Here is a 20,612-nt window from a genome sequence, read left to right as displayed (position 1 = left end):
GGCGTCGTCGAGGTCGCCCCCGAGCGTGGCCAGTTCGTGCAGCGCCAAGGGGTTGCCCCCGGCCTCCCGGACCATGTTCCGCGTCGTCGCCTCGTCGGTGAGCGGCGCCACGGCCGCCACAAGCTGCCACGCGCTCTCGTCGCTCAGGCCGTCGACCCGCACGTCGGCCACACCTTCCCAGGGCCGGGCGGCCGGATCGCAGTGATCGGCAAGCACGACCACCACGGGATGCGCCCCCACGCGTCGGGCAACGAACCCCAGGCACAGCGCGGTGGCCTCGTCGAGCCACTGCCCGTGGTCCACCACGACGAGCACAGGCTGCCGCTGGGCGAGCCCGCAGAGCAGCGACAGCACAGCCGCCCCGACCACCAGGCGATCCGTCGGCTCACCGTTCAGCCCGAGCGCGGCACGCACAGCAGCAGCCTGGGCCGTCGCCAGCAACTCGACACGATCGGCCAGCGGCCGCAGCAGCCCGTGCAGACCGGCGAAAGGCAGGTCCGACTCGGGCCGGGTGGCCGAGTGGCTCAGCCGGACGAAGTCCGCGGCCTGGCTGTGCACGTAGCGAAGCAGTGCTGACGTGCCGATACCCGGCTCGCCCCACAACACGAGCGCGCTGCCGCTCCCGCCGCGGGCCCGCGTCAGCAGCCCGTCGAGAACCGCGGTCTCCTCGCGGCGTCCGAACAGCTCCGTCGGCGCTGCCGCTGTCGCAGTTCCGTCACCGTGCCCGCCATGCCCCACCCGCGTCACGCCCCGCGTTCGGACTGGACGAGTTCGCGGGCGCGCGGCGCGACCTCGTGACCGAAGAGGTTCAGGTCGGCAGGCTCGTCCGAGGCGAGGATGAACCCCGAGGTTCCGTACTGCAGGGCGATGTCGGCGAGTTGTTCGGCCCAGTCGCCGGGATCCGCCTGCAACAGGCCGCCGCTGCCGCTGGTGAAACGGCCGCTCAGGTTGAGCAGGCGGCTGACCGCCGCGGGTTCGCGTCCGGCGGCGGAGGCGGCCTCGTCAATCTGCTCGTTCATCGCGCGCAGCGATGCCGGGCCCTCGGGCAGGAATCCGAGGGAGGGCAGCCAGCCGTCGGCGATCCGGCCGGTCAGCCGGAGCATGCGCGGCTTGTAGGCACCGATGCGGATCGGGATGCGATGGGCGGGCGCCGGCCCGCGCTTCGCCCCGGTCACGGCGTAGAACTCCCCCGTGACGCGGAGGGGACCGGTCTCGTCGGTGGCCCACAGCCCCCGGATCACGTCGACGGCCTCCTCCACCGCCCGTACGGCCTGGGCCGGTTCGAGCCGGCGGCCTCCCATCGCGACGATGCCGTCCCAGAACGCGCCCGCGCCGATGCCGAGTTCGACTCGTCCGCCGGTCAGCCGGTCCAGGCTCGCGGCGGCCCGGGCCAGCACGGCAGGGGGACGCAGCGGAAGGTTCAGCACGTTGCCGCTGATCCGGATCCGTTCGGTGCGTGCGGCGACGTAGGACATCAGGGTCCAGGTGTCCTGGAACGCCGACTGGTAGGGGTGGTCCTGGAAGCTGACCAGGTCGAGGCCGGCCCTCTCGGACGTCAGGGCCAGCTCGACCGGCGCCTGAGGCGGGCGGGCGGTGGGGGTGATGAAGCTGCCAAACCACAGTTCGTGGCCGTAGTCGCTCATGGGGCGCCTCCTCCGGGGTGGTTCGCGGCGGGCGTGAGGGCGAAGTTGTCGCCGAACACGCACTCGGGGTCGTAGACGCTCTTCAGCTCACGCAGACGCGAGAGGGTCCGTGGGTGCCAGGCCGCGGCGATCCGCTCGGGCCGGAGGCTGGTCTCGAAGCTGATGCAGAGGCCGTCGAGGAAAGGGCTCAGCCGGACCCGGGCCCGGTCGACCACCTCGTCGGCACCGCCCATCACCACGAGCGAGAAGTTCGCGTCGCGGCGCGCGTAGGCCGTGGCATCCGAGGGAACATCGGCGACTGCGCCGCCGACCGAGCGGAGCTGGAACCAGCCGATCGCGCCGCTGCGGATCACGCGAGCCGCGGCGGCGAACTGCGGGGTCACGTGCCGGAGAAGACCGCTGCGTGAGACCGGTTCACCGTGGGAGACCGGTGGGTCGTCGCTCGCGTTGTCCATATCGTCGTCGGCGGTTCCGGCCGGGATGACCAGCAAGTACAGTCCCCACTGCTCGGCCAGGTCCACCATTTCGGCCAACCGGTCGGGCCCGCAGCCGGTGTCAGAGGGCAGGTGCAGCCCGAACCTCAGCGCGTGCCCGTAGTTCATCGCGCGTGGTGACGGGCCGAGTGTGCGTTCATGGACCAAGGCTGCACGGCGATGATCACAGGCAACAAACGGGACATGACCAGGTCATCAAAAGTGACACGCTCCGCTATTGTGACCGTATGACCGGTCCTCGACAGCCCGATGATTCCTCCGCCACCGCGGGCCAGAGCCGCCCGGAAGCGGGCTACGAACACATCGACGACGACGTGTGCCGCAGTTTTCAGCGCTCGGTCGAGATCGTGGGCAAGAAGTGGAGCGCCGCGGTGCTCCTGGCGGCGATGCGGGGCGCGCGCCGATTCGTCGACTACCGAGCGCGGATCCCCGGAATCTCGAACCACCTCCTGTCCCAGCGTCTGCGTGAGCTCGAGGGCTACCGACTCATTGAGCGGCTCGTGGTACCGACGACGCCGGTCCAGATCACGTACCGGCCCACCGAACAAGGCGCCAGCCTGATGCGTGTCCTGCATCCGCTGATCGAATGGAGCGCCAAGAACGAGGACATGGACACCTGACGAGCTGGTCGCATGCCGCCCACGCACCCGATCCGTTGCGTACGGGGACCGGTGTTTGCGCGGGCGGCCGCTCGCGGTGTGGTTTCCACGGTGCGGGGACAGGAACTGGTTACGGGACCAGGACGATCACCCAGGAGCTTCTCCAGGAACCAGCTATCTCACCCTTCACAAACCCGCTGCTTGACCATCACGGAAGCCTTGGACGGGATGGCCGAGCGGCAGGGCCGGCCGCTTGCGCTGCCCCTCCAGCAGTGCGCCGGTCGGGCGTCGCGGTCAGGGCAACGTCACTACCTGGGCCGCGTGGGCCAGTCCGGCGCCGAAGCCGACCAGAAGTGCCGGGTCGCCGCTGGACAGCGTGCCCTTGGACAGCAGTTCGTTCAGGGCAAGTGGGATCGACGCGGCCGAGGTGTTGCCGGCCGTGACGACATCCCGGGCCACGACGGTGTGCGGGGCGAGGCCCAGGGACGCGGCGGCGGTGTCGATGATGCGGGCGTTCGCCTGGTGGGGCACGAAAGCGGCGAGATCGGCGATGCCAATGCCCGCCCGCTCCACCGCCTGCCGGGAAATCTCCGGCACGGCACGGCTCGCCCAGCGGAAGACCTCCGGGCCCGTCATCCGCAGCGTCGGCCACGGACCGGGTGTGTCTCTGGTGGCCAGCCAGGTACGGTCATGGGCGATCATGTGGTGCCGTTCCCCGTCGGAGCCCCACACCACCGGGCCGATGCCCGGTGTCTCGGAGGGGCCCACCACCACAGCTCCGGCGCCGTCGCCGAACAGGAACGCCGTGCCGCGGTCCCCAGGATCGACGATGTCGCTCATCTTCTCCGACCCGATCACGACGACGTTGAGGACGTCGCCGGAGCGCACCAGGGAATCGGCCAGACCGAGGGCGTAGCAGAACCCCGAGCACGCAGCAGCGACGTCCAGGCTGCCGGCGGACCGGGCGCCCAGCTGATGGGCCACACGGGGTGCGGCGGCCGGGCCCTGTTCGAGGAAGGACATGGTGGCCAGCAGCACCATGCCCACGTCGCTCGGGTGGATGCCGGACCGGGCGATCGCCTTGCTGGCCGCCTCCACCGCCATGGTGATGACGGTCTCGTCGGGACCGGCGAAGCGTCGGGAGACGATACCGGAACGCCGGCGGATCCACTCGTCGCTGGATCCGATGCGCTCGCAGATCTCGTCGTTGCCCACCACGCGTGTCGGCCGGTACGCGCCGACGCCGAGAATGCGTGATCCGGGGCGGCGATCGGGCGCGCGGAGACGGGCCATCACAGTTTCCCTCCGATGGCGGCGGTCGCCGCTGCGCTCACGGTCCGCAACGTGCTCTCCCGGTAAGCACGCATGCAGGCGCGGCGCTGTACCTTGCCGCTCGAGGTCTTCGGCAGCGCACCGCGCCGGACGACGAGGACGTCGTCCGGGGTCATCCGGTGTGTCTCCCGTACAGCGTCGTGGACGCGTCGACGCACGCCCTCGGCGCCCACGGAGTTCAGGACCCGGCCGTCGGCCTCGACGACCACCACCAGCCGTTCGCGTTCGCCGTCGTCGAATGAGAAGGCGGCCGCGCAGTTCGGCCGCAGGCCTGGTACGGCGCGCTCGGCCGACAGTTCGATGTCCTGCGGGTAGTGGTTGCGGCCTTTGCGGATGATGACGTCCTTCAGCCGTCCGGTGACATACAGTTCACCGTCGTACCGGAAACCGAGGTCGCCGGTGCGCAGATAGGTGGTGCCGGAGCCGTCGTCGGCGAGGCGTGCGCGGAAGGTGTTCTCGCTCTCCCCGGGCCGGCCCAGATAACCGCCCGCCACGCAGGGGCCGGAGACCCAGATCTCGCCGATCCATGGGCCCGCCAGCTCCTGCCGGAGCTCGGGCTCCACGATCCTTATCCGGGTACCCGCGACCGCGGCGCCGCTGCTCACCGCGGGAACGGCCCCTTCGGCCGACTCGGCGACGGGTTCGGCGACACCGTCGCGCAGGGCGTCGGCGGACAGCCACAGGACGCCGGGCTCGCGGTCGTCACGGGCACCGGTGACCTTGAGGGTGTTCTCGGCCAGACCGTAACCGGGACACATGGCACGGGAGTCGAAGCCGTAGGGTGCGAACGCCTCGGTGAAGGACCGGATCGTGCTCCAGCGCACCGGTTCGGCACCGTTGACCGCCACCCGCCAGCGTGACAGATCGCCTACGCCACCCATCTTGCTTTCTGCAGCGGCCCGCGCGCACAGTTCGTAGGCGAAACTGGGCGCGGCGGTGTGCGTGCCGCCGTACCGGGCCATGGCCTCCAGCCAGCGGGCCGGGCGGCGGATGAAGGCGTCGGGAGTCATCAGATACGAGGGGATGCCGGCCCACAGAGGCATCACGACCCCGAAGAGCATCCCCATGTCGTGGAAGAGCGGCAGCCAGTTCACCACGGTGCCGTGCGGCTCGCAGGGCCACAGCTCGTCGGTTTCGGCGACGTTGGCGAGGAAGTTGGCGTGGCTGACGACGACCCCCTTGGGGTCCCCGGTGGAGCCGGATGTGTATTGCAGTAGCGCGATGTCCCCGGGTGCCGGTGGTGTGGGCGCGCCATGGTCCCCGTCGGGTGTCCGCGCTTCGCCGGCCGGGTCCACGCCGTCGGTGGCCACCAGGGTGAGTCCGGCCAGCGCGGGCAGGTCGCCGAAACGCTCCCGCAGGTCGCGGATGACCTCGGCCGTGGTCAGGACGGTCGACGAGCCGGAGTCGTCGGCGATCCGGCGCAGCCGCAGGACCTCGTCGCTGTGACGTGGGACCTGCACGGGGGCACCGGCCACGCGTGCGTACATGCACCCCAGCAGCGTTCGTACGAACTCCAGGCCCGAGGGATACAACAGTACGGCGCTTTGGCCGGAGAGCCCTGTGACGGCGAATCCGGCAGCCCTTGTCCGGGCGGCCTCGTGCAGTTCGCGGTAGGTGAGGGACTCCTGCGGTTCCTCGCCGCTGCGCAGGAAGACGTAGGCCGTGTCATCGGGCTGCTTCTCGCTGCGCAGCCGCAGGGCGTCGACAAGAGTGCGTACGTCCACATGCGGATCGAGCCGGGTGGCGGTCATGCTGTCAGGTCTCCTTGTCGGTCCTGGCGCCTGTCTCGGGCGGATGTGAGGTGGCTGTGGGGGAGGCGGGGCGAGCGGAGAGCGGCATCGTCACTGTCAGCAGCAGCTCCGGCAGGGGGAGATCTGATGCACGTCCGTAGCGGAGACCGGCCCGGTTCTGCGTGTCGGTACGGTGCCTGTCCGATCGTCCGTGCAGGGTTCCTTCGCTGTCGTTTGCCTTTCGCGGGCGGGAGCGGCCGGGGCGGTGATTGCTGTTCCGGGGGAGAGGGAGGTGTCCTGGCGCACTGAGGACCCGGGCTTGCACACCGCTTGTTCCGGGCCGGCACTGGTCGGCGCACCCCGCCGACCGCAGTGCGCGAGCACCGATCGCCAGCGCCGAGGATCGGAGGGCGGGTTGGCGACGCTGTCGGACAGGACTCTGCCGACTGAGCCGGCCACGAGGGACTCGACGGGCCCCACTTCTTTTCTACTGACCGCGGGCCGAGGTAGCCACGGTCTGCCGATCCCCCCTTCGGCCGGAACGGTGACCGGTGGGCCTCGGTTGAAGATGCTTCGGATGCCGGCTCCACGGCCGGGCGGACCGCGGTAACGGGCGAGGGAGGAGGCCTGGACAGCTCCCCGATCGCCTGGCCGCAGGCCGACAGGGCAAGGCATCTGACGCGCCGTATCCCACACCTGGTTGAAGCCGTCGTACACCTCCGCCCGGCGCGTACCTCCTACGGGGACGTGTCACCTTGCGAATTCGGCCCGGGCCGGACACCGAGGGGCACCGGGGGAGCGAGGCCGTTCGGTACCGACCCATGGTCTGTCGATCCTGTCCAGCGCTCACCCTGGACCCGACAGTCCCTGTCTGCACCAGTGGCGCTGTGTCAGGGTCGTGATGAAGGAGCGGCCGTGGGAGACGTCGCGGAAGACCCCCACACATCCGTGGCCGTGCCCGACCCGTCTCCGCCCCGACGCCCGCACATCACCGGGAGTCCCTGATGAAAGCCATGGTGTCTGTGACGCCCGCGCCTTCCTCGCTGCCACATCCCCACAGTTTCCCGAAGCCGACCGAGTCGTCGCGCCTGCAAGAGGAGTGTGACCATGAGTGACATGGACGACGGCGTTGCCGTGGTGGGGATGGCATGCCGCCTTCCACAGGCATCGACACCGGAGGCCTTGTGGCGTCTGCTCCGCAACGGGGAAAGCGGGATCACCAGCGCCCCTCCCGATCGGTGGGGTACGGGTCGGCCGGGGACCGGGAAGCGGTCCTCGGCTCTCCGGGGTGGTGTACTCGACGACGTCGACCGGTTCGATCCCGGCTTCTTCGGCATAGCGCCGCGCGAAGCGGCGGCGATGGACCCGCAGCAGCGGCTTTTCCTCGAACTGGGCTGGGAGGTCCTGGAGGATGCCGGTGTCGTGCCCGGGTCCGTACGGGACACCGCACTGGGTGTGTTCGTGGGGGCCATGTGGGACGACTACGCCCATCTGGCGTACGCGGACGACACGCTCACCTCGCAGCACACGATGACCGGCATACATCGCGGCGCGATAGCCAACCGCCTGTCGCACGTGCTGGGCTCACACGGCCCGAGCATGGTGGTCGACAGCGGTCAGTCCTCCTCACTGGTGGCGGTGCATCTCGCCACCGAGAGCCTGTTGAGGGGAGAGTCGAGCCTGGCCATCGCCGGCGGGGTCAACCTGGCCTTGCTGCAGCAGAGTTCGGCCATCTCGGCGCGATGGGGAGCGATCTCGCCGGATGGCGAGTGTCACACCTTCGACGCACGGGCCAATGGCTACGTCCGAGGTGAGGGCGGAGGGGCCGTCCTGCTGAAGCCCTTCCGTCAGGCCGTCGCCGACGGGGACCGGATCTACTGTGTCGTCCACGGCAGCGCCATGAACAGTGGCTCGGCCGGCACTTTGACCACTCCCAGTGTCGAGGCGCAGGGCGCGGTGCTCAGGGCGGCCTACCGGCGCGCCGGTGTGGACCCCGCAGGCGTGCAGTACGTCGAGCTGCACGGCACCGGTACCCGCGTGGGCGACCCCGTCGAGGCGGCGGCGCTGGGAGCCGTGTTCGGTCCTGGCCGCGGTGGGACGCCGCTGGCGGTCGGTTCGGTCAAGACGAACGTGGGGCATCTGGAGAGTGCTGCCGGCATCGCCGGGCTCATCAAGGTTGCGCTCTGCCTGCACCACCGGGCCTGGGTGCCCAGTCTGAACTTCGAAGCGCCGCCGTCGGACATCCCGCTCGACCGGCTCAAGCTCGCGGTCCAGCGCGAGCTGCGGACGTGGGAACCGCAAGGTGGTCAGGTGCTCGCCGGTGTGAGTTCCTTCGGCATGGCGGGCGCCAACTGCCATGTCGTCCTTGGTTCTCACTCCTTCGCGCACGATCCCGAACGTGCGGCGCGGCGCGTCTCCCCCGTGCTGCCCTGGGTCCTGTCGGGGCACACACCTGCGGCTCTGCGTGCCCAGGCCGTGGCCTTGGCCGGGCATGTCGACGCTCCACCGGACGACGTGGCGTGGTCCCTGGCTCACAGCCGTACCGCATTCCGCCATCGCGCCGTCGTGCTGGGCGCCACCCTGTCCGACCTGCGGTCCGGCCTCGATGCCGTCGCCGGGCAGCGATCGCATCCCTCGGTGATGACCGGCGAGGCCGGCTCCGGCGGCCTCGCCTTCCTGTTCACTGGTCAAGGCGCCCAGCACCCGCGCATGGGGGCCCAGCTGTACGAGGTGTTCCCCCAGTACGCCGAGGCCCTGGACGAGGTGTGCGCGCACTTCGACCGATCGCTCGACCGGCCGCTGCGCGACATGATCCTCGGCGGCGACGACCTCGACCTGACCAGGTGGGCGCAACCGGCGCTGTTCGCGACCGAAGTGGCTCTCTTCCGGTTGGTGCGGTCGTGGGGGGTGCGCCCGGACGCTGTCGCGGGTCACTCGCTCGGAGAGCTGACCGCCGCACACGTCGCAGGTGTGCTGAGTCTGCCCGACGCCGTACGGCTGGTCTCAGCACGTGGGACCTTGATGCAGGCCCTTCCGCCCGGCGGGGCGATGACGGCGCTCGAGGCCACCGAGTCCGAGGTCACAGCCCTGCTCGCCGACGAGGCGGAGGTCAGCATCGCGGCGGTGAACGGGCCCTCGTCGCTGGTGATCAGTGGCGCCGAAGCCGCGGTCGGGCGGGTGGCCGAGCAGGTGCGTGCCGCCGGGGGCCGCATCAAGCGGCTTCCGGTCAGCCATGCCTTCCACTCACCCCTCATCGAGCCGATGCTGGCAGATTTCGCCGCCGTGGCTGACGGGATCGACTTCCGTGCCCCGGAGATCCCTCTGGTGTCCGGAGTGACGGGACAGGTGGCCACCGAGAGGGAGTGGGGTTCTCCCGACTACTGGGTGCGCCACGCACGCCTGGCGGTGCGTTTCCGCGATGTGGTCCACACGCTGCGCGATCTCGGCGTGAGGACCACGCTGGAATTGGGTCCCGACGCGGCGCTGACGCCCATGGTCGCCGAGTCGTCGGGCGAACTGGCGGCAGTGGCCTCACTGCGGGCCGGCAAGCCGGAAACCGTTGCGCTGATGACCGCCGTGGCCAGACTCTTCTGCCGTGGCGTGGATGTCCACTGGGACGGTCTGTTCGATCGTCCGCGCCGTGCCGACCTCCCCACGTACGCCTTCCAGCGAGAGGGGCACTGGCTCGATGGCGCACCCGCTTCCGGGCCTGAGCAGCGGACCGAGTCGGACCGTGACCTCTTCGCGCCGCACAAGCGGAGCGAGGACGCCCCGCGCACCGTACGCACGGTGCGCGAGCTGAGCGATGCCGTCGGAGCCCAGGTCGCCACCGCCCTCGGGTACGCGGATCCCGCGCTCGTGGACCGGAACGTTCCCTTCTCCGACCTGGGGCTGGACTCCATGACCGGTGTCGAACTGCGCGACGCGCTCAGCGCCATGACCGGTCTCGCCCTGCCCACCGGGTTGCTCTTCGACCATCCCACGGTGGAACGGCTGGCCGCGCATCTGCAGCAAGTGCTGTCCCCCTCCCCGGACGACACGGGGAACGACCCGGTGAGGGAACGGCAGGACAGCGAGCCGATCGCGATCATCGGTATGGGGTGCCGGTTTCCGGGCGGGGTCAACTCCCCGGAGGACCTGTGGCGTCTGGTCATCGAGGAGACCGACGCCATCACCCCGTTCCCGGACGACCGCGGCTGGGATCTGGAGACGCTTTACCATCCCGACCCGCAACACCCCGGCACCTCCTACGTCCGCCACGGTGGCTTCCTGGACGACGCCGCCGGATTCGACGCCGGCTTCTTCTCCATCTCGCCGAGGGAAGCGCTCGCCATGGATCCCCAGCAACGGCTGCTGTTGGAGACCGCGTGGCAGGCCGTCGAAACCGCCCGGATCGCACCGGCCACGCTGCGGGGGACCGAGACCGGTGTCTTCATCGGCGGCACCGACATGGAGTACGGGTCAAGCCTGTACGACGCGCCGGAGCACGTCGGGGGCCAGCTGCTGACGGGCACCAGCGCGAGCGTGATGTCCGGTCGGATCGCTTATCAGCTGGGCCTGCAGGGGCCCGCGCTGACCGTCGACACGGCTTGCTCGTCGTCACTGGTGGCACTGCACCTGGCGGCCCGGGCGTTGCGCGCGGGCGAGTGCGACCTCGCCCTGGCCGGCGGCGCCACCGTCATGTCCTCGCCGGGCATGTTCCTCGAGTTCTCCCGTCAGGGCGGGCTGGCTCCCGACGGGCGCTGCAAGGCGTTCTCCGCAGATGCCGACGGCACGGTGTGGAGCGAGGGCGTGGGCATGCTGGTGGTCGAGCGGTTGTCGGACGCGCGTCGTCACGGGCACCCGGTACTGGCCGTGCTGCGGGGCAGCGCGGTGAACCAGGACGGCGCGTCCAACGGGCTGACCGCCCCCAGCGGCGCGGCACAGCAGCGTCTGATCCGACGAGCCCTGGCTGATGCGCGGCTCGCACCCTCCGAGGTGGACGCCGTGGAAGCACACGGCACCGGAACCGCGCTCGGCGACCCCATCGAGGCCGAGGCGTTGCTGGCCGTGTACGGCCAGGGGCGGCCCGAGGACCGTCCTCTGCTGGTCGGCACACTCAAGTCGAACCTCGGTCACGCCCAGGCTGCTGCCGGTGTCGCCGGCGTGATCAAAATGGTCATGGCCCTGCGTCACGGCACACTGCCGAGGACTCTCCACATCACCGAGCCGACGCCGCGTGTGCAGTGGGCACAGGGCAACGCGGAACTGCTCACCCGCACGCGTCCGTGGCCGGAGAACGACCGTGCTCGTCGCGCCGCCGTGTCCTCGTTCGGGATCAGCGGCACCAATGCGCACGTCATCGTCGAGCAGGCCCCGGAGACCCCTCTCGCGGCGTCCGTCACCAGGGACGACCGATACGTCGCCTGGGTTCTGTCCGGAACCGACGCCGCCGCGCTGCGGACCCAGGCGCTCCGGCTGCACAGCGCTCTTTCCCACCGTGACGACTGGCAGCCCGAGGACATCGCACTGTCCCTGGCGACCACGAGGACAGCGCTGTCCCACCGGGCGTCGGTGACCGGCGCCGGGCGTGAGCACCTGCTGCAGGGTCTGCGGGCCCTCGCCGAGGACGCCGGGGACGGGAAGCGTACCGGCACGGGCAAGTTGGTGGTGCTCTTCACCGGCCAGGGCTCCCAGCGGGTGGCCATGGGACGCGAACTGGCGCGCGCGTTCCCCTGCTTCGCCCAAGAGTTCCAGAAGGTCCGCGACCTGTTCGACCAACCGGTGCGGCATGTCATCGACGGTGACGACGAGGCCGCGCTGAACCGCACCGAGTTCACCCAGCCGGCAGTGTTCGCACTGGAAGTGGCTCTCTTCCGGTTGTTGCGGTCATGGGGCGTACAACCGGACTACCTGGCGGGCCACTCGATCGGTGAGATCGCCGCGGCCCATGTCGCCGGTGTCCTCTCGCTCAGCGACGCGGCCACTCTGGTGACGGCCCGCGGGCGGCTGATGCAGGAGTTGCCCGCAGGCGGGGCCATGGTCGCTCTCCAGGCGTCCGAGGCCGAGGTCGAACCGTTCCTCACCAGCGGTGTCGGTATCGCCGCCGTCAACAGTGCCACCTCCGTGGTGATCTCCGGGGCCGAGGACGAGGTCACTTCCCTGGTATCCCGGTTCCCCGGCCGCAGGTCGAAGCGGTTGCACGTGAGCCATGCCTTCCACTCCCCCCTGATGGACCCGGTTCTGGAACGCTTCCGGGAGGTCGTGGCGGGCCTGCGGTTCGGCGAGCCACGTCTCCCGATCGTGTCCATGCTTACGGGTGCCGTCGCCACCGCCGACGAACTGCGCAGTCCCGAGTACTGGGTCCGGCACGCACGGGGCACCGTACGTTTCTCGGACGCGATCGCGACGCTGACCGGCCTGGGCGTCACCACGTTCCTGGAGGCCGGTCCGGACGCGGCGCTCACCCCCATGGTGATGGAGGCGAACGCCGGCTCGACCGACGTCAGCGCGGTGCCGTTGTTGCGCGCGGACCGTCGTGAGGACGCCACAGCGGTTGCGGCCACAGCCCAGTTGTTCTGCCGGGGACACGACGTCGACCTGGCCGCGCCGACCGGGGACGCCCGGGTGGTGGACCTGCCGCCGTACTCCTTCCGGCGACAGAGGTTCTGGCTGGCACCCACGGAGGGTGCGGCAACGGGCGAGCAGCCGGAACCGGCACACGAAGCAGCACAGGAAACAGCGCCGGAACCGGCCGAGGGAACGTCGCCACACCTGCGTGCCTTGGCAGGGGACGCCTCCGGTGCCGAGCGCCACCGGCTGCTGCTCAACGAGGTCCGAGGCGCGGTCGCGACCGTGCTCGGCTATGACACGCCCGGCGCGCTCGACCCTGCCACCAGCTTCATCGACCTCGGGCTGACCTCGCTGACCGCCGTGGAGCTGCACGCCAAGCTCCAGGCCGCAACGGGCGTTCCACTGCCGGTCACGATCGCCTACGACGCACCCACCGCCCTCGCCGTGGTCGACAGGCTCACCTCGCTGGAGACCCCGACCACGGAGGCCGCCCCAGCGGAAACGAAGGGCGAGCCCGACGAGCCGATCGCCGTCATCGGCATGGCCTGCCGCTATCCCGGCGGTGTGTCATCGCCGGAAGAGCTGTGGCAGCTCGTCGCCGAAGGAACGGACGCCATCGCGCCCTTCCCGGACAACCGGGGCTGGGACATGGAAGCGCTCTTCGACGCCGATCCGAGCAGTTCCGGGAAGACCTACACCCGTCAGGGCGGATTCCTGCACGACGCGGGAGGGTTCGACGCCGGCTTCTTCGGCATATCGCCCCGGGAAGCGCTCGCCATGGAACCACAGCAGCGATTGCTCCTGGAAACCGCCTGGGAGACCTTCGAGCGCGCCGGTATCCCCGTCGACTCGGTACGGGGCACCGCGACCGGTGTGTTCCTGGGCGCCTCGGCCCAGGCGTACGGACCCCTGATGCACGACGCGCCGCAGCATGTCGAAGGACACATGCTCACCGGCGGCCATCCCAGCATCATGTCCGGCCGTATCTCCTACCAGCTGGGCCTGACCGGACCGGCGCTGACGGTGGATACCGCGTGTTCCTCGTCGCTGGTCGCCCTGCACCTGGCCGCCCGTTCACTGCGCGCGGGGGAGTGCACGCTCGCGCTGGTCGGCGGTGCGAACGTCATGTCGCTGCCCGGCGCGTTGCTGGAGTTCTCCCGCCAGGGCGGGCTCGCCCCCGACGGACGCTGCAAGGCGTTCTCCGCCGACGCGGACGGTACCGACTTCGCCGAAGGTGTGGGCGTGCTGCTGGTCGAGCGTCTGTCGGACGCGCGACGCCACGGACATCAGGTACTGGCCGTACTGCGGGGCAGCGCGGTCAACCAGGACGGTGCGTCCAACGGCTTGACCGCCCCCAACGGCCAGGCCCAGCAGCGGATGATCCGCAGCGCTCTGGCCGATGCCGGCCTGGGCTTCCCCGACATCGATGCCGTCGAAGCACACGGCACGGGCACCCGGCTCGGTGACCCGATCGAGGCCGAGGCGCTGCTTGCCACGTATGGAGCGGATCGGCCCGGTGAACCCCTCTACCTGGGGTCGATCAAGTCGAACATCGGTCACACTCAGCACGCCGCGGGCGTCGCCGGCGTGATCAAGATGGTGATGGCCATGCGCCACGGGGTGCTGCCCAAGACACTGCACGCGGAGGAGCCGAGTCCTCATGTGAACTGGTCGGCGGGCAAGGTGGAGCTGCTCACCTCAGCCCGCTCCTGGCCCGGGACCCACCGTCCACGCAGGGCTGGGATCTCGGCGTTCGGCTTCAGTGGCACCAACGCCCACGTGATCATGGAGCAGGGCGACGCCGCGAGGACGGATCAGGGGACCGACCGCCCTCCATCCCCGGCTGTCATCCCCTGGGTGGTGACCGCGCGCAGTGAGTCGGCGCTGCGGGAACAGGCCAGTCGGCTGCTCGACGCGGTGGCGGCAGGCGATGACGACCTCGCGGACATCGGCGCGTCTTTGCTGGAACGCCGCTCGATCCTCGACCACCGGGCCGTCGTCCTCGGGCAGGACCGCGACTCACTGCTGGAAGGACTCATGGCGCTGCGGTCCGCAACCCCCCATCCAGGCGTGGTGACCGGCCGGGCCGCCGGCGGGGACGACGGTGTGGTGTTCGTCTTCCCCGGCCAGGGATCGCAGTGGTCCGGCATGGCCACAGCCCTGCTGGAGACCAGTGAGGTGTTCGCCGAGTCGATAGCGCGCTGCGAGGCCGAGCTGTCCGAGTTCGCCGACTGGTCGCTCCTGGACGTCCTGCACGAGGTTTCCGGTGCGCCGTCGCTGAAGCGGTTGGACGTGGTGCAGCCCGTCCTGTTCGCGGTACACGTATCGCTGGCCGCCGTGTGGCGGTCCATGGGGGTCGAACCCGCCGCGGTCGTCGGGCACTCCCAGGGAGAGATCGCTGCCGCGTGTGTGGCAGGAGCGATCTCCCTGCGGGACGGGATGCGGATCGTGGCGCTGCGCAGTCGCCTCATGGGGGAGCTGAGCGGCAAGGGTGCGATGCTGTCGGTCCCGATGCCCGCTGGACAGCTGAAGGAACTGCTGCCGCAGTGGGGCGAGCGGCTGTCCGTCGCCGCTGTGACGGGTCCGCAGGTGACCGTCGTGTCCGGCGAACCGGACGCGATCGAGGCACTGTTCGCGAAGCTCGGGAATCTGGGTGTCAAGGCCCGCAGAATCGCCGGTGCGGACGTCGCCGGGCACTCCGCCCAGGTGGAGGTCCTGCGGGAACGCCTCCTTGAGATCCTCGCGCCGGTGGCCCCGCGCACCCCGGCCGTCCCCTTCTACTCCACGGTCACCGGTGAACTGCTCGACACGACGGTTCTCGACGCGGACTACTGGTACCGCAACATGCGTGAACCCGTGCTGTTCCAGCCGGCCCTGGAGGCCCTGGCGAGGCGTCAACACCGCGTGTTCCTGGAGGTCAGTGCGCACCCCGTGCTCACCATGGGCGTGCAGGAAACGGTGGAGCAGACCGGCGGCGAGGTGATGGCGACAGGATCGCTGCGCCGCGACCACGGCGGCCTGGACCAGTTCCTGTCGTCGGCCGCGACACTTTTCGTCAACGGGGTCACGGTGGACTGGAGGGCGCTGCTGCGCGGCGCCGCGACGGTGGAACTACCGACCTACGCCTTCCAGCACGAGTGGTTCTGGCTGACTGCGGCCGCCGGAACGGGCGACCGGGCCGGAGCCGTGTCGACCGGCGCGCGTCACCCGCTGGACGCGGCGGTGGATCTCGCCGACGGACGGGGCGCGCTGCTCACCGGCAGGATGTCAGCCGCTTCCCAGCCGTGGCTGACCGGCGAGATGAGGGGAGGGCGAGCCGTCGTGCCCGGCGCCTTCATCACCGACTGGGTCGTCCGGGCCGGCGACCACGTCGGACTCAGGAAGGTCGACAGCCTGCTGATCGGCGCGCCGCTGCTGATGCCCGGGACCGGCGCGATCAGCGTTCAGGTCTCGGCCGGACCAGCGGACGAGTTCGGACGCCGCGAGGTCACGGTCCACTCACGGCCCGACGACGGTCATGATCTGCCGTGGACCCGGCACGCCGTGGCGATACTCAGTGAACATCCGGCCCGCGCCGAGTCCTTGACGGAATGGCCTCCTCCCGGTGCTGTCGACATGGATGTCGAGCAGCTGTACAGGGACCTGGAGGCCGCCGGGCACAGGGTCGAACCTGCCGCACGAGGGATACGCCGTCTGTGGCGTGCGAGGGAGGAACTGTTCGCCGAAGCAGCGCTGCAGGACGACTCCGTTGCCGGGGATGTCACCGGGTTCCCGCTCCACCCGCTGTTGCTGGACGCGGCGACCCATCCCCTGTTGGACCAGGAGCGCGCTGCCGTCGTCTCATGGTCCGGCCTGAGTGTGCTGTCCGAGGGGGCGCGCACCGTGCGCGTCCGCCTGACTCCCGGCCCCGATGGTGCGGCGCTGCTTCTGGCCGACGCGTCGGGGGCGCCCGTGGCCGTCGCGGAAAAGGTGTGTGTCGGGCCGGTGGCCCAGGACACCCCCCGCGTGACCGACGCCGGAGTGCGGGAATCGCTGTACAGCCTGGACTGGAAGAGAATTCCGGTCGATCTGCACGTCACCGAGGACCACGGGTGGTCGACACTGCTGCCGCCGGAGCTGCCGCACGCCGCCACCTGGCCCCTGACAGGTCACCCGGATCTCGGATCGCTGGCCGCGGGCGGGATCCCGGAGGTCGTCCTGTTGCCGCTGACGGGGACCGCCGGCCTCGATGTCCCCGCCGAGACCCACGATCTGGTGCAGAGCGTCCTGGCACTGCTCCAGGCCTGGCTGGCTGACGAGCGATTCGCACACACCCGGCTGGTGATCGTCACCAGCGGTGCCGGGCCCACTGTCCGCGACAGCCGACAGGTCGCACTCGGCGCGGTGTGGGGACTAGTGCGGACCGCGCAGTCGGAGAACCCGAACCGATTCGTCCTGGTCGACCTCGACGATGTCACTCGCGCTCAGGCGGTTCTGCCCCAACTGCTCGCCACCGGTGAAGCACAGATCGCGCTGCGCGGCGACGCGGCGCTGGTGCCGAGGCTGGCGAGAGAACACGCCGAAACCGACCCGGCCGTGACGTGGGACGGCTCCGGCACGGTGCTGATCACCGGCGGAACCGGCGGCCTCGGTGCCCTGGCGGCACGGCACCTGGTCGACGAACACGGCGTGCGCGACCTGCTCCTGGTCAGCAGGAGGGGACCGGAGAGCCCGGGCGCCGATCGGCTGCGATCGGACCTGGAGCGGCGCGGCGCCCGCGTACGGGTGGCGCGGTGTGACGTGACCGACCGGGCCCAGCTCGCCTCCCTGCTCGCCACGGTGCCCGGCACCGCCCCGCTGTCCGCGGTGGTGCATACGGCCGGCGTGCTCGCCGACGGCATCCTCAACTCCCTCACACCGGACCAAGTGGCCGCGGTACTGCGGCCGAAGGTGGACGCCGCCTGGGCACTGCACGACCTCACCAGCGACCTGGACCTCTCGGCATTCGTCGTGTACTCGTCGGTCGCCGGCGTGCTCGGTAACGCCGGGCAGGGCAACTACGCGGCGGCCAACGCGTTCATGGACGCACTCGCCACGTACCGGCACACCGCGGGGCTGCCCGCCACCTCCCTGGCATGGGGGCTGTGGGGAACCGAGAGCGGCATGGGCTCTCACCTCAGCGCGGCCGACTTCCGCCGCATCGCCGACACCGGCGTGACGCCACTCGACGCCGTGCTGGGCATGCGGCTCTTCGACACCGCAGTGGCATCCGGACAGGCGCTGCATGTACCCGCTGTGTTCGATCTGGAAACGCTGCGGAATGATGGCGACACACCGTCGCCCGTGCTCCGCGGACTCGTCGGAGCCGGCCCACGCAGGCAGGCCTCCGAAGGGAACGAAGAGGCCGGACTCGTGGAAAAGCTTGCCGGTCTCCCCGCCGACGAACAGGAACGAGTGCTGCTTTCGTTCGTCCAGCACCACGTGGCCGACGTCCTGGGACTGGCTACCCCCGCCTCGGTCAAGGCGTCCAGCCCGCTCAGGGATCTGGGGTTCGACTCACTGACCGCGGTCACCCTGCGCAACCGCCTCAAGGCGTCCACCGCGTTGACGCTGCCGGTGACTCTCGTCTTCGACCACCCCACACCGAGCAGCCTCGCCCGGTACCTGCACCGCGAACTGGTACCGGACTCCGCACCCCGGGCCGCCGTCGTCGAAGGGCAGGCGGCCGGTCTGATGGACGCCGTAGCGGCCGAGGGGACTCCTCGGACGGCGTCCCTCGACGACCTGGACGGCGCAAGCCTGCTGCGACTGGCCGCCCGGCAGTCATCCCCGCGATCCGGAGGAGACACGTGACGAACGATTCCGTCGAGCCGTATGTCGAAGCGCTGCGCAACACACTGAAGGAAGTGCAGGCACTGCGGCAGCAGAACCATCAGCTGGCGGCCGCGCTGACCGAACCCGTAGCGATCATCGGCATGGCGTGCCATTACCCCGGCGACGCGGACTCCCCGGACGCCCTCTGGCGGCTGCTGCTCGACGAGACGGACGCGATCTCCTCGTTCCCCCAGGACCGGGGCTGGGATCTGGACACGCTCTTCGACCCGGACCCGCACCACCATGGCACCTCCTACACCCACCAGGGAGGGTTCCTCAGCCGGGCCGACCGGTTCGACGCCTCCTTCTTCGGGATCAGCGACCTGGAGGCGCTGTCCATGGACCCCCAGCAGCGGCTTCTGCTCGAAACCGCCTGGGAGAGCGTCGAGGACGCCCGGATCGACGCAACGACCCTGCGCGGGACCAGTACCGGTGTCTTCATCGGCAGCAACGCCCAGGAGTACCCCACGCTCGCGACCGAGCGGCTCGGTGAGGTCGAGGGCATGATCATCACCGGCAGCGCCACGAGCATCATGTCCGGCCGTATCGCCTACCACCTCGGTCTGACCGGCCCGGCCCTCACCGTGGACACCGCGTGCTCCTCGTCGCTGGTGGCTCTGCACCAGGCCGTCCGATCGCTGCGCACACGGGAGTGTGACCTGGCTCTGGTCGGTGGCGCCACGGTGATGTCGACGCCGACAGCGTTCATCGAGTTCTCCCGCCAGCAGGCGCTGGCAAGCGACGGGCGCTGCAAACCGTTCGCGGCCGCGTCCGACGGCACCGGCTTCGCCGAGGGAGTGGGGATCGTAGTGGTGGAGCGGCTGACCGACGCGGTGAGTCGCGGACGCCGGATACACGCCGTGATCAGAGGCAGCGCGGTGAACGCCGACGGGACGTCGAACGGACTGACCGCCCCCAGTGGTCCCGCTCAGCAGCGGGTGATTCGCCGGGCGCTCGCCGACGCGCGGATCAGCGCCGCAGAGGTCGATGTCGTGGAGGCGCACGGCACCGGAACCGAACTCGGCGACTCCGTTGAAGCCGCCGCGCTCCTGGCCACGTACGGCCAGGAGCGCCAGGCCCACGAGCCGCTCCTCCTGGGAACACTGAAACCCAACATCGGTCACACACAGGCATCCTCCGGCATCGCCAGCGTGATCAAGGTTGCGCAGGCGATGAAGGCGGGAGTGCTGCCGAAGACGCTGCACATCGATCGGCCGCACCCCGAAGTGGACTGGGCCGGCGGACACATCGAGCTGATCGACAGAACCAGGAAGTGGCCGGACACCGGACACCCGAGACGTGCGGGTATCACCGCGCTGGGCATGAGCGGAACCAACGCTCATGTGATCCTGGAACAGCACCCGTCCACAGAACCGGATCGCGCACCCGGGCGCACGCCGCCGGTGCTGCCGTGGCCGGTCTCCGGACACTCGGCGGCCGCACTGGGAGCCCAGGCCCGGCGGCTGGCCGAACACCTCGACACCCGTCCCGCCCCACACCCCACGGACCTCGCGTGGTCACTGGCGCACACCCGCGCGGCGCACACCCACCGGGCCGTGGTGGTCGGCAGCGGTCTCGACGATCTGCGCGCAGGGCTGGCGGCCGTCGCGAACGCGCAGCCCAGCGCGTCCGTGGTGACCGGTCAGCCCGTCGCGGGCGGGGTCGGGCTTGTCTTCACCGGTCCCGGGAGCGCCCCCGCCGGCATGGGCCGAGAGCTCTACGAAGCATGTCCGGCCTACGCCAAGGCCCTGGACGAGATCTGTTCGCACCTGGGCGCCGAGACCGGGACCGCGGTGCGGGCCGCGGTGTGGGGAGACCGTGCGCCGCAGCCGCCGGGATGGACACCGCTGGTGGAGTTGGCCTTCGGCGTCTCCTACTACCGGCTGCTGAGCTCGTGGGGCCTGCGGCCGTCCCTGGTATCCGGGCGAGGAGCGAGCCGCGTCACGGCCGCGCACGTGGCCGGCCTGCTGTGCCTGGCGGATGCCGTACGCCTGGCCGAAGCGGTGGAAAGCGGCTCCCGGAGCGAGGTCCAGCAGGTCCTGGATGGGCTGTCCGTCGCCGAACCGGGAATTCCGGTCCCCTACGTCCACGCCGAGCTGCGCACCGCCGAGTTCTGGTTCGGCACGGACACACCCCCGCCGGACCTCTGGAAGCAGCGGGACGTGGCCACCGTCGTCGAATGCGGCCCCGCGTCGGTGGAGGCCGGAACCGGCGTCACCGTACTGCGCGCGCCCGCGGCCGAGCCAGTGACGGCTATGACGCTCCTGGCTCAACTGTACTGCCGAGGCGTGGAGATCGACTGGGAAGCGGTGTTCCGCGATGCCGAGCCCGGCACCGTCGATCTGCCCACCTACGCCTTCCAGCGCGAACGCTACTGGCTCGCGGAATCACGCTGACCAGTCCTCCCAC

The 20,612-nt window shown here is 70.3% G+C and carries 8 protein-coding genes; 3 read left to right on the top strand and 5 right to left on the bottom strand.

The window, feature by feature from the left end; genetic code table 11:
* The 3 genes from ACFV5N_RS01205 to ACFV5N_RS01195 form a co-directional block, all read right to left on the bottom strand.
* On the bottom strand, positions 1-747 hold a 747-nt coding region (locus tag ACFV5N_RS01205; RefSeq protein WP_385592409.1), incomplete at its 3' end, for an AAA family ATPase.
* The gene (locus tag ACFV5N_RS01200) at positions 744-1,643 is read right to left on the bottom strand and encodes an LLM class flavin-dependent oxidoreductase (RefSeq protein WP_385592408.1); all 900 of its coding nucleotides are present in this window, start codon (positions 1,641-1,643) and stop codon (positions 744-746) included. The genes ACFV5N_RS01205 and ACFV5N_RS01200, both read right to left, overlap by 4 nt.
* Positions 1,640-2,245 carry a hypothetical protein gene (locus tag ACFV5N_RS01195; protein ID WP_385592407.1) on the bottom strand — a complete coding sequence of 202 codons (606 nt, stop codon included), beginning with the start codon at positions 2,243-2,245 and terminating at the stop codon, positions 1,640-1,642. The genes ACFV5N_RS01200 and ACFV5N_RS01195 overlap by 4 nt, the downstream gene beginning before the upstream one ends.
* A gap of 119 nt (positions 2,246-2,364) precedes the next feature.
* Between ACFV5N_RS01195 and ACFV5N_RS01190 the strand changes: the two genes are divergently transcribed.
* Positions 2,365-2,757 carry a helix-turn-helix domain-containing protein gene (locus ACFV5N_RS01190; RefSeq protein ID WP_346069768.1) on the top strand — a complete coding sequence of 131 codons (393 nt, stop codon included), beginning with the start codon at positions 2,365-2,367 and terminating at the stop codon, positions 2,755-2,757.
* A gap of 273 nt (positions 2,758-3,030) precedes the next feature.
* Here the strand turns inward: ACFV5N_RS01190 and ACFV5N_RS01185 are convergent, their stop codons facing one another.
* Together ACFV5N_RS01185 and ACFV5N_RS01180 are read right to left on the bottom strand one after the other, a co-directional pair.
* Positions 3,031-4,029: a beta-ketoacyl-ACP synthase III gene (locus tag ACFV5N_RS01185; protein WP_346069767.1), complete on the bottom strand. Its 999-nt coding sequence runs from the start codon at positions 4,027-4,029 to the stop codon at positions 3,031-3,033.
* Positions 4,029-5,819, bottom strand: coding sequence for a fatty acyl-AMP ligase (locus tag ACFV5N_RS01180; protein WP_385592405.1), 1,791 nt, complete (start codon positions 5,817-5,819; stop codon positions 4,029-4,031). Before ACFV5N_RS01180 ends, ACFV5N_RS01185 begins: the two co-directional genes overlap by 1 nt.
* A 1,086-nt stretch (positions 5,820-6,905) precedes the next feature.
* Here ACFV5N_RS01180 and ACFV5N_RS01175 point away from each other — a divergent pair.
* Both ACFV5N_RS01175 and ACFV5N_RS01170 read left to right on the top strand, forming a co-directional pair.
* Positions 6,906-18,182, top strand: coding sequence for a type I polyketide synthase (locus tag ACFV5N_RS01175; protein WP_385592403.1), 11,277 nt, complete (start codon positions 6,906-6,908; stop codon positions 18,180-18,182).
* Entirely contained in the window at positions 18,179-20,599 is a 2,421-nt protein-coding gene (locus ACFV5N_RS01170; protein WP_385592401.1) for a type I polyketide synthase, read from the top strand. The genes ACFV5N_RS01175 and ACFV5N_RS01170 overlap by 4 nt, the downstream gene beginning before the upstream one ends.
* Positions 20,600-20,612: the final 13 nt, after the last annotated feature.

The sequence above is a fragment of the Streptomyces sp. NPDC059853 genome (genome assembly GCF_042731495.1).
GTDB lineage: Bacteria > Actinomycetota > Actinomycetes > Streptomycetales > Streptomycetaceae > Streptomyces.
Note: the sequence above shows the minus strand (reverse complement) of the source record. Positions and strands in the feature narration are given on the sequence as shown.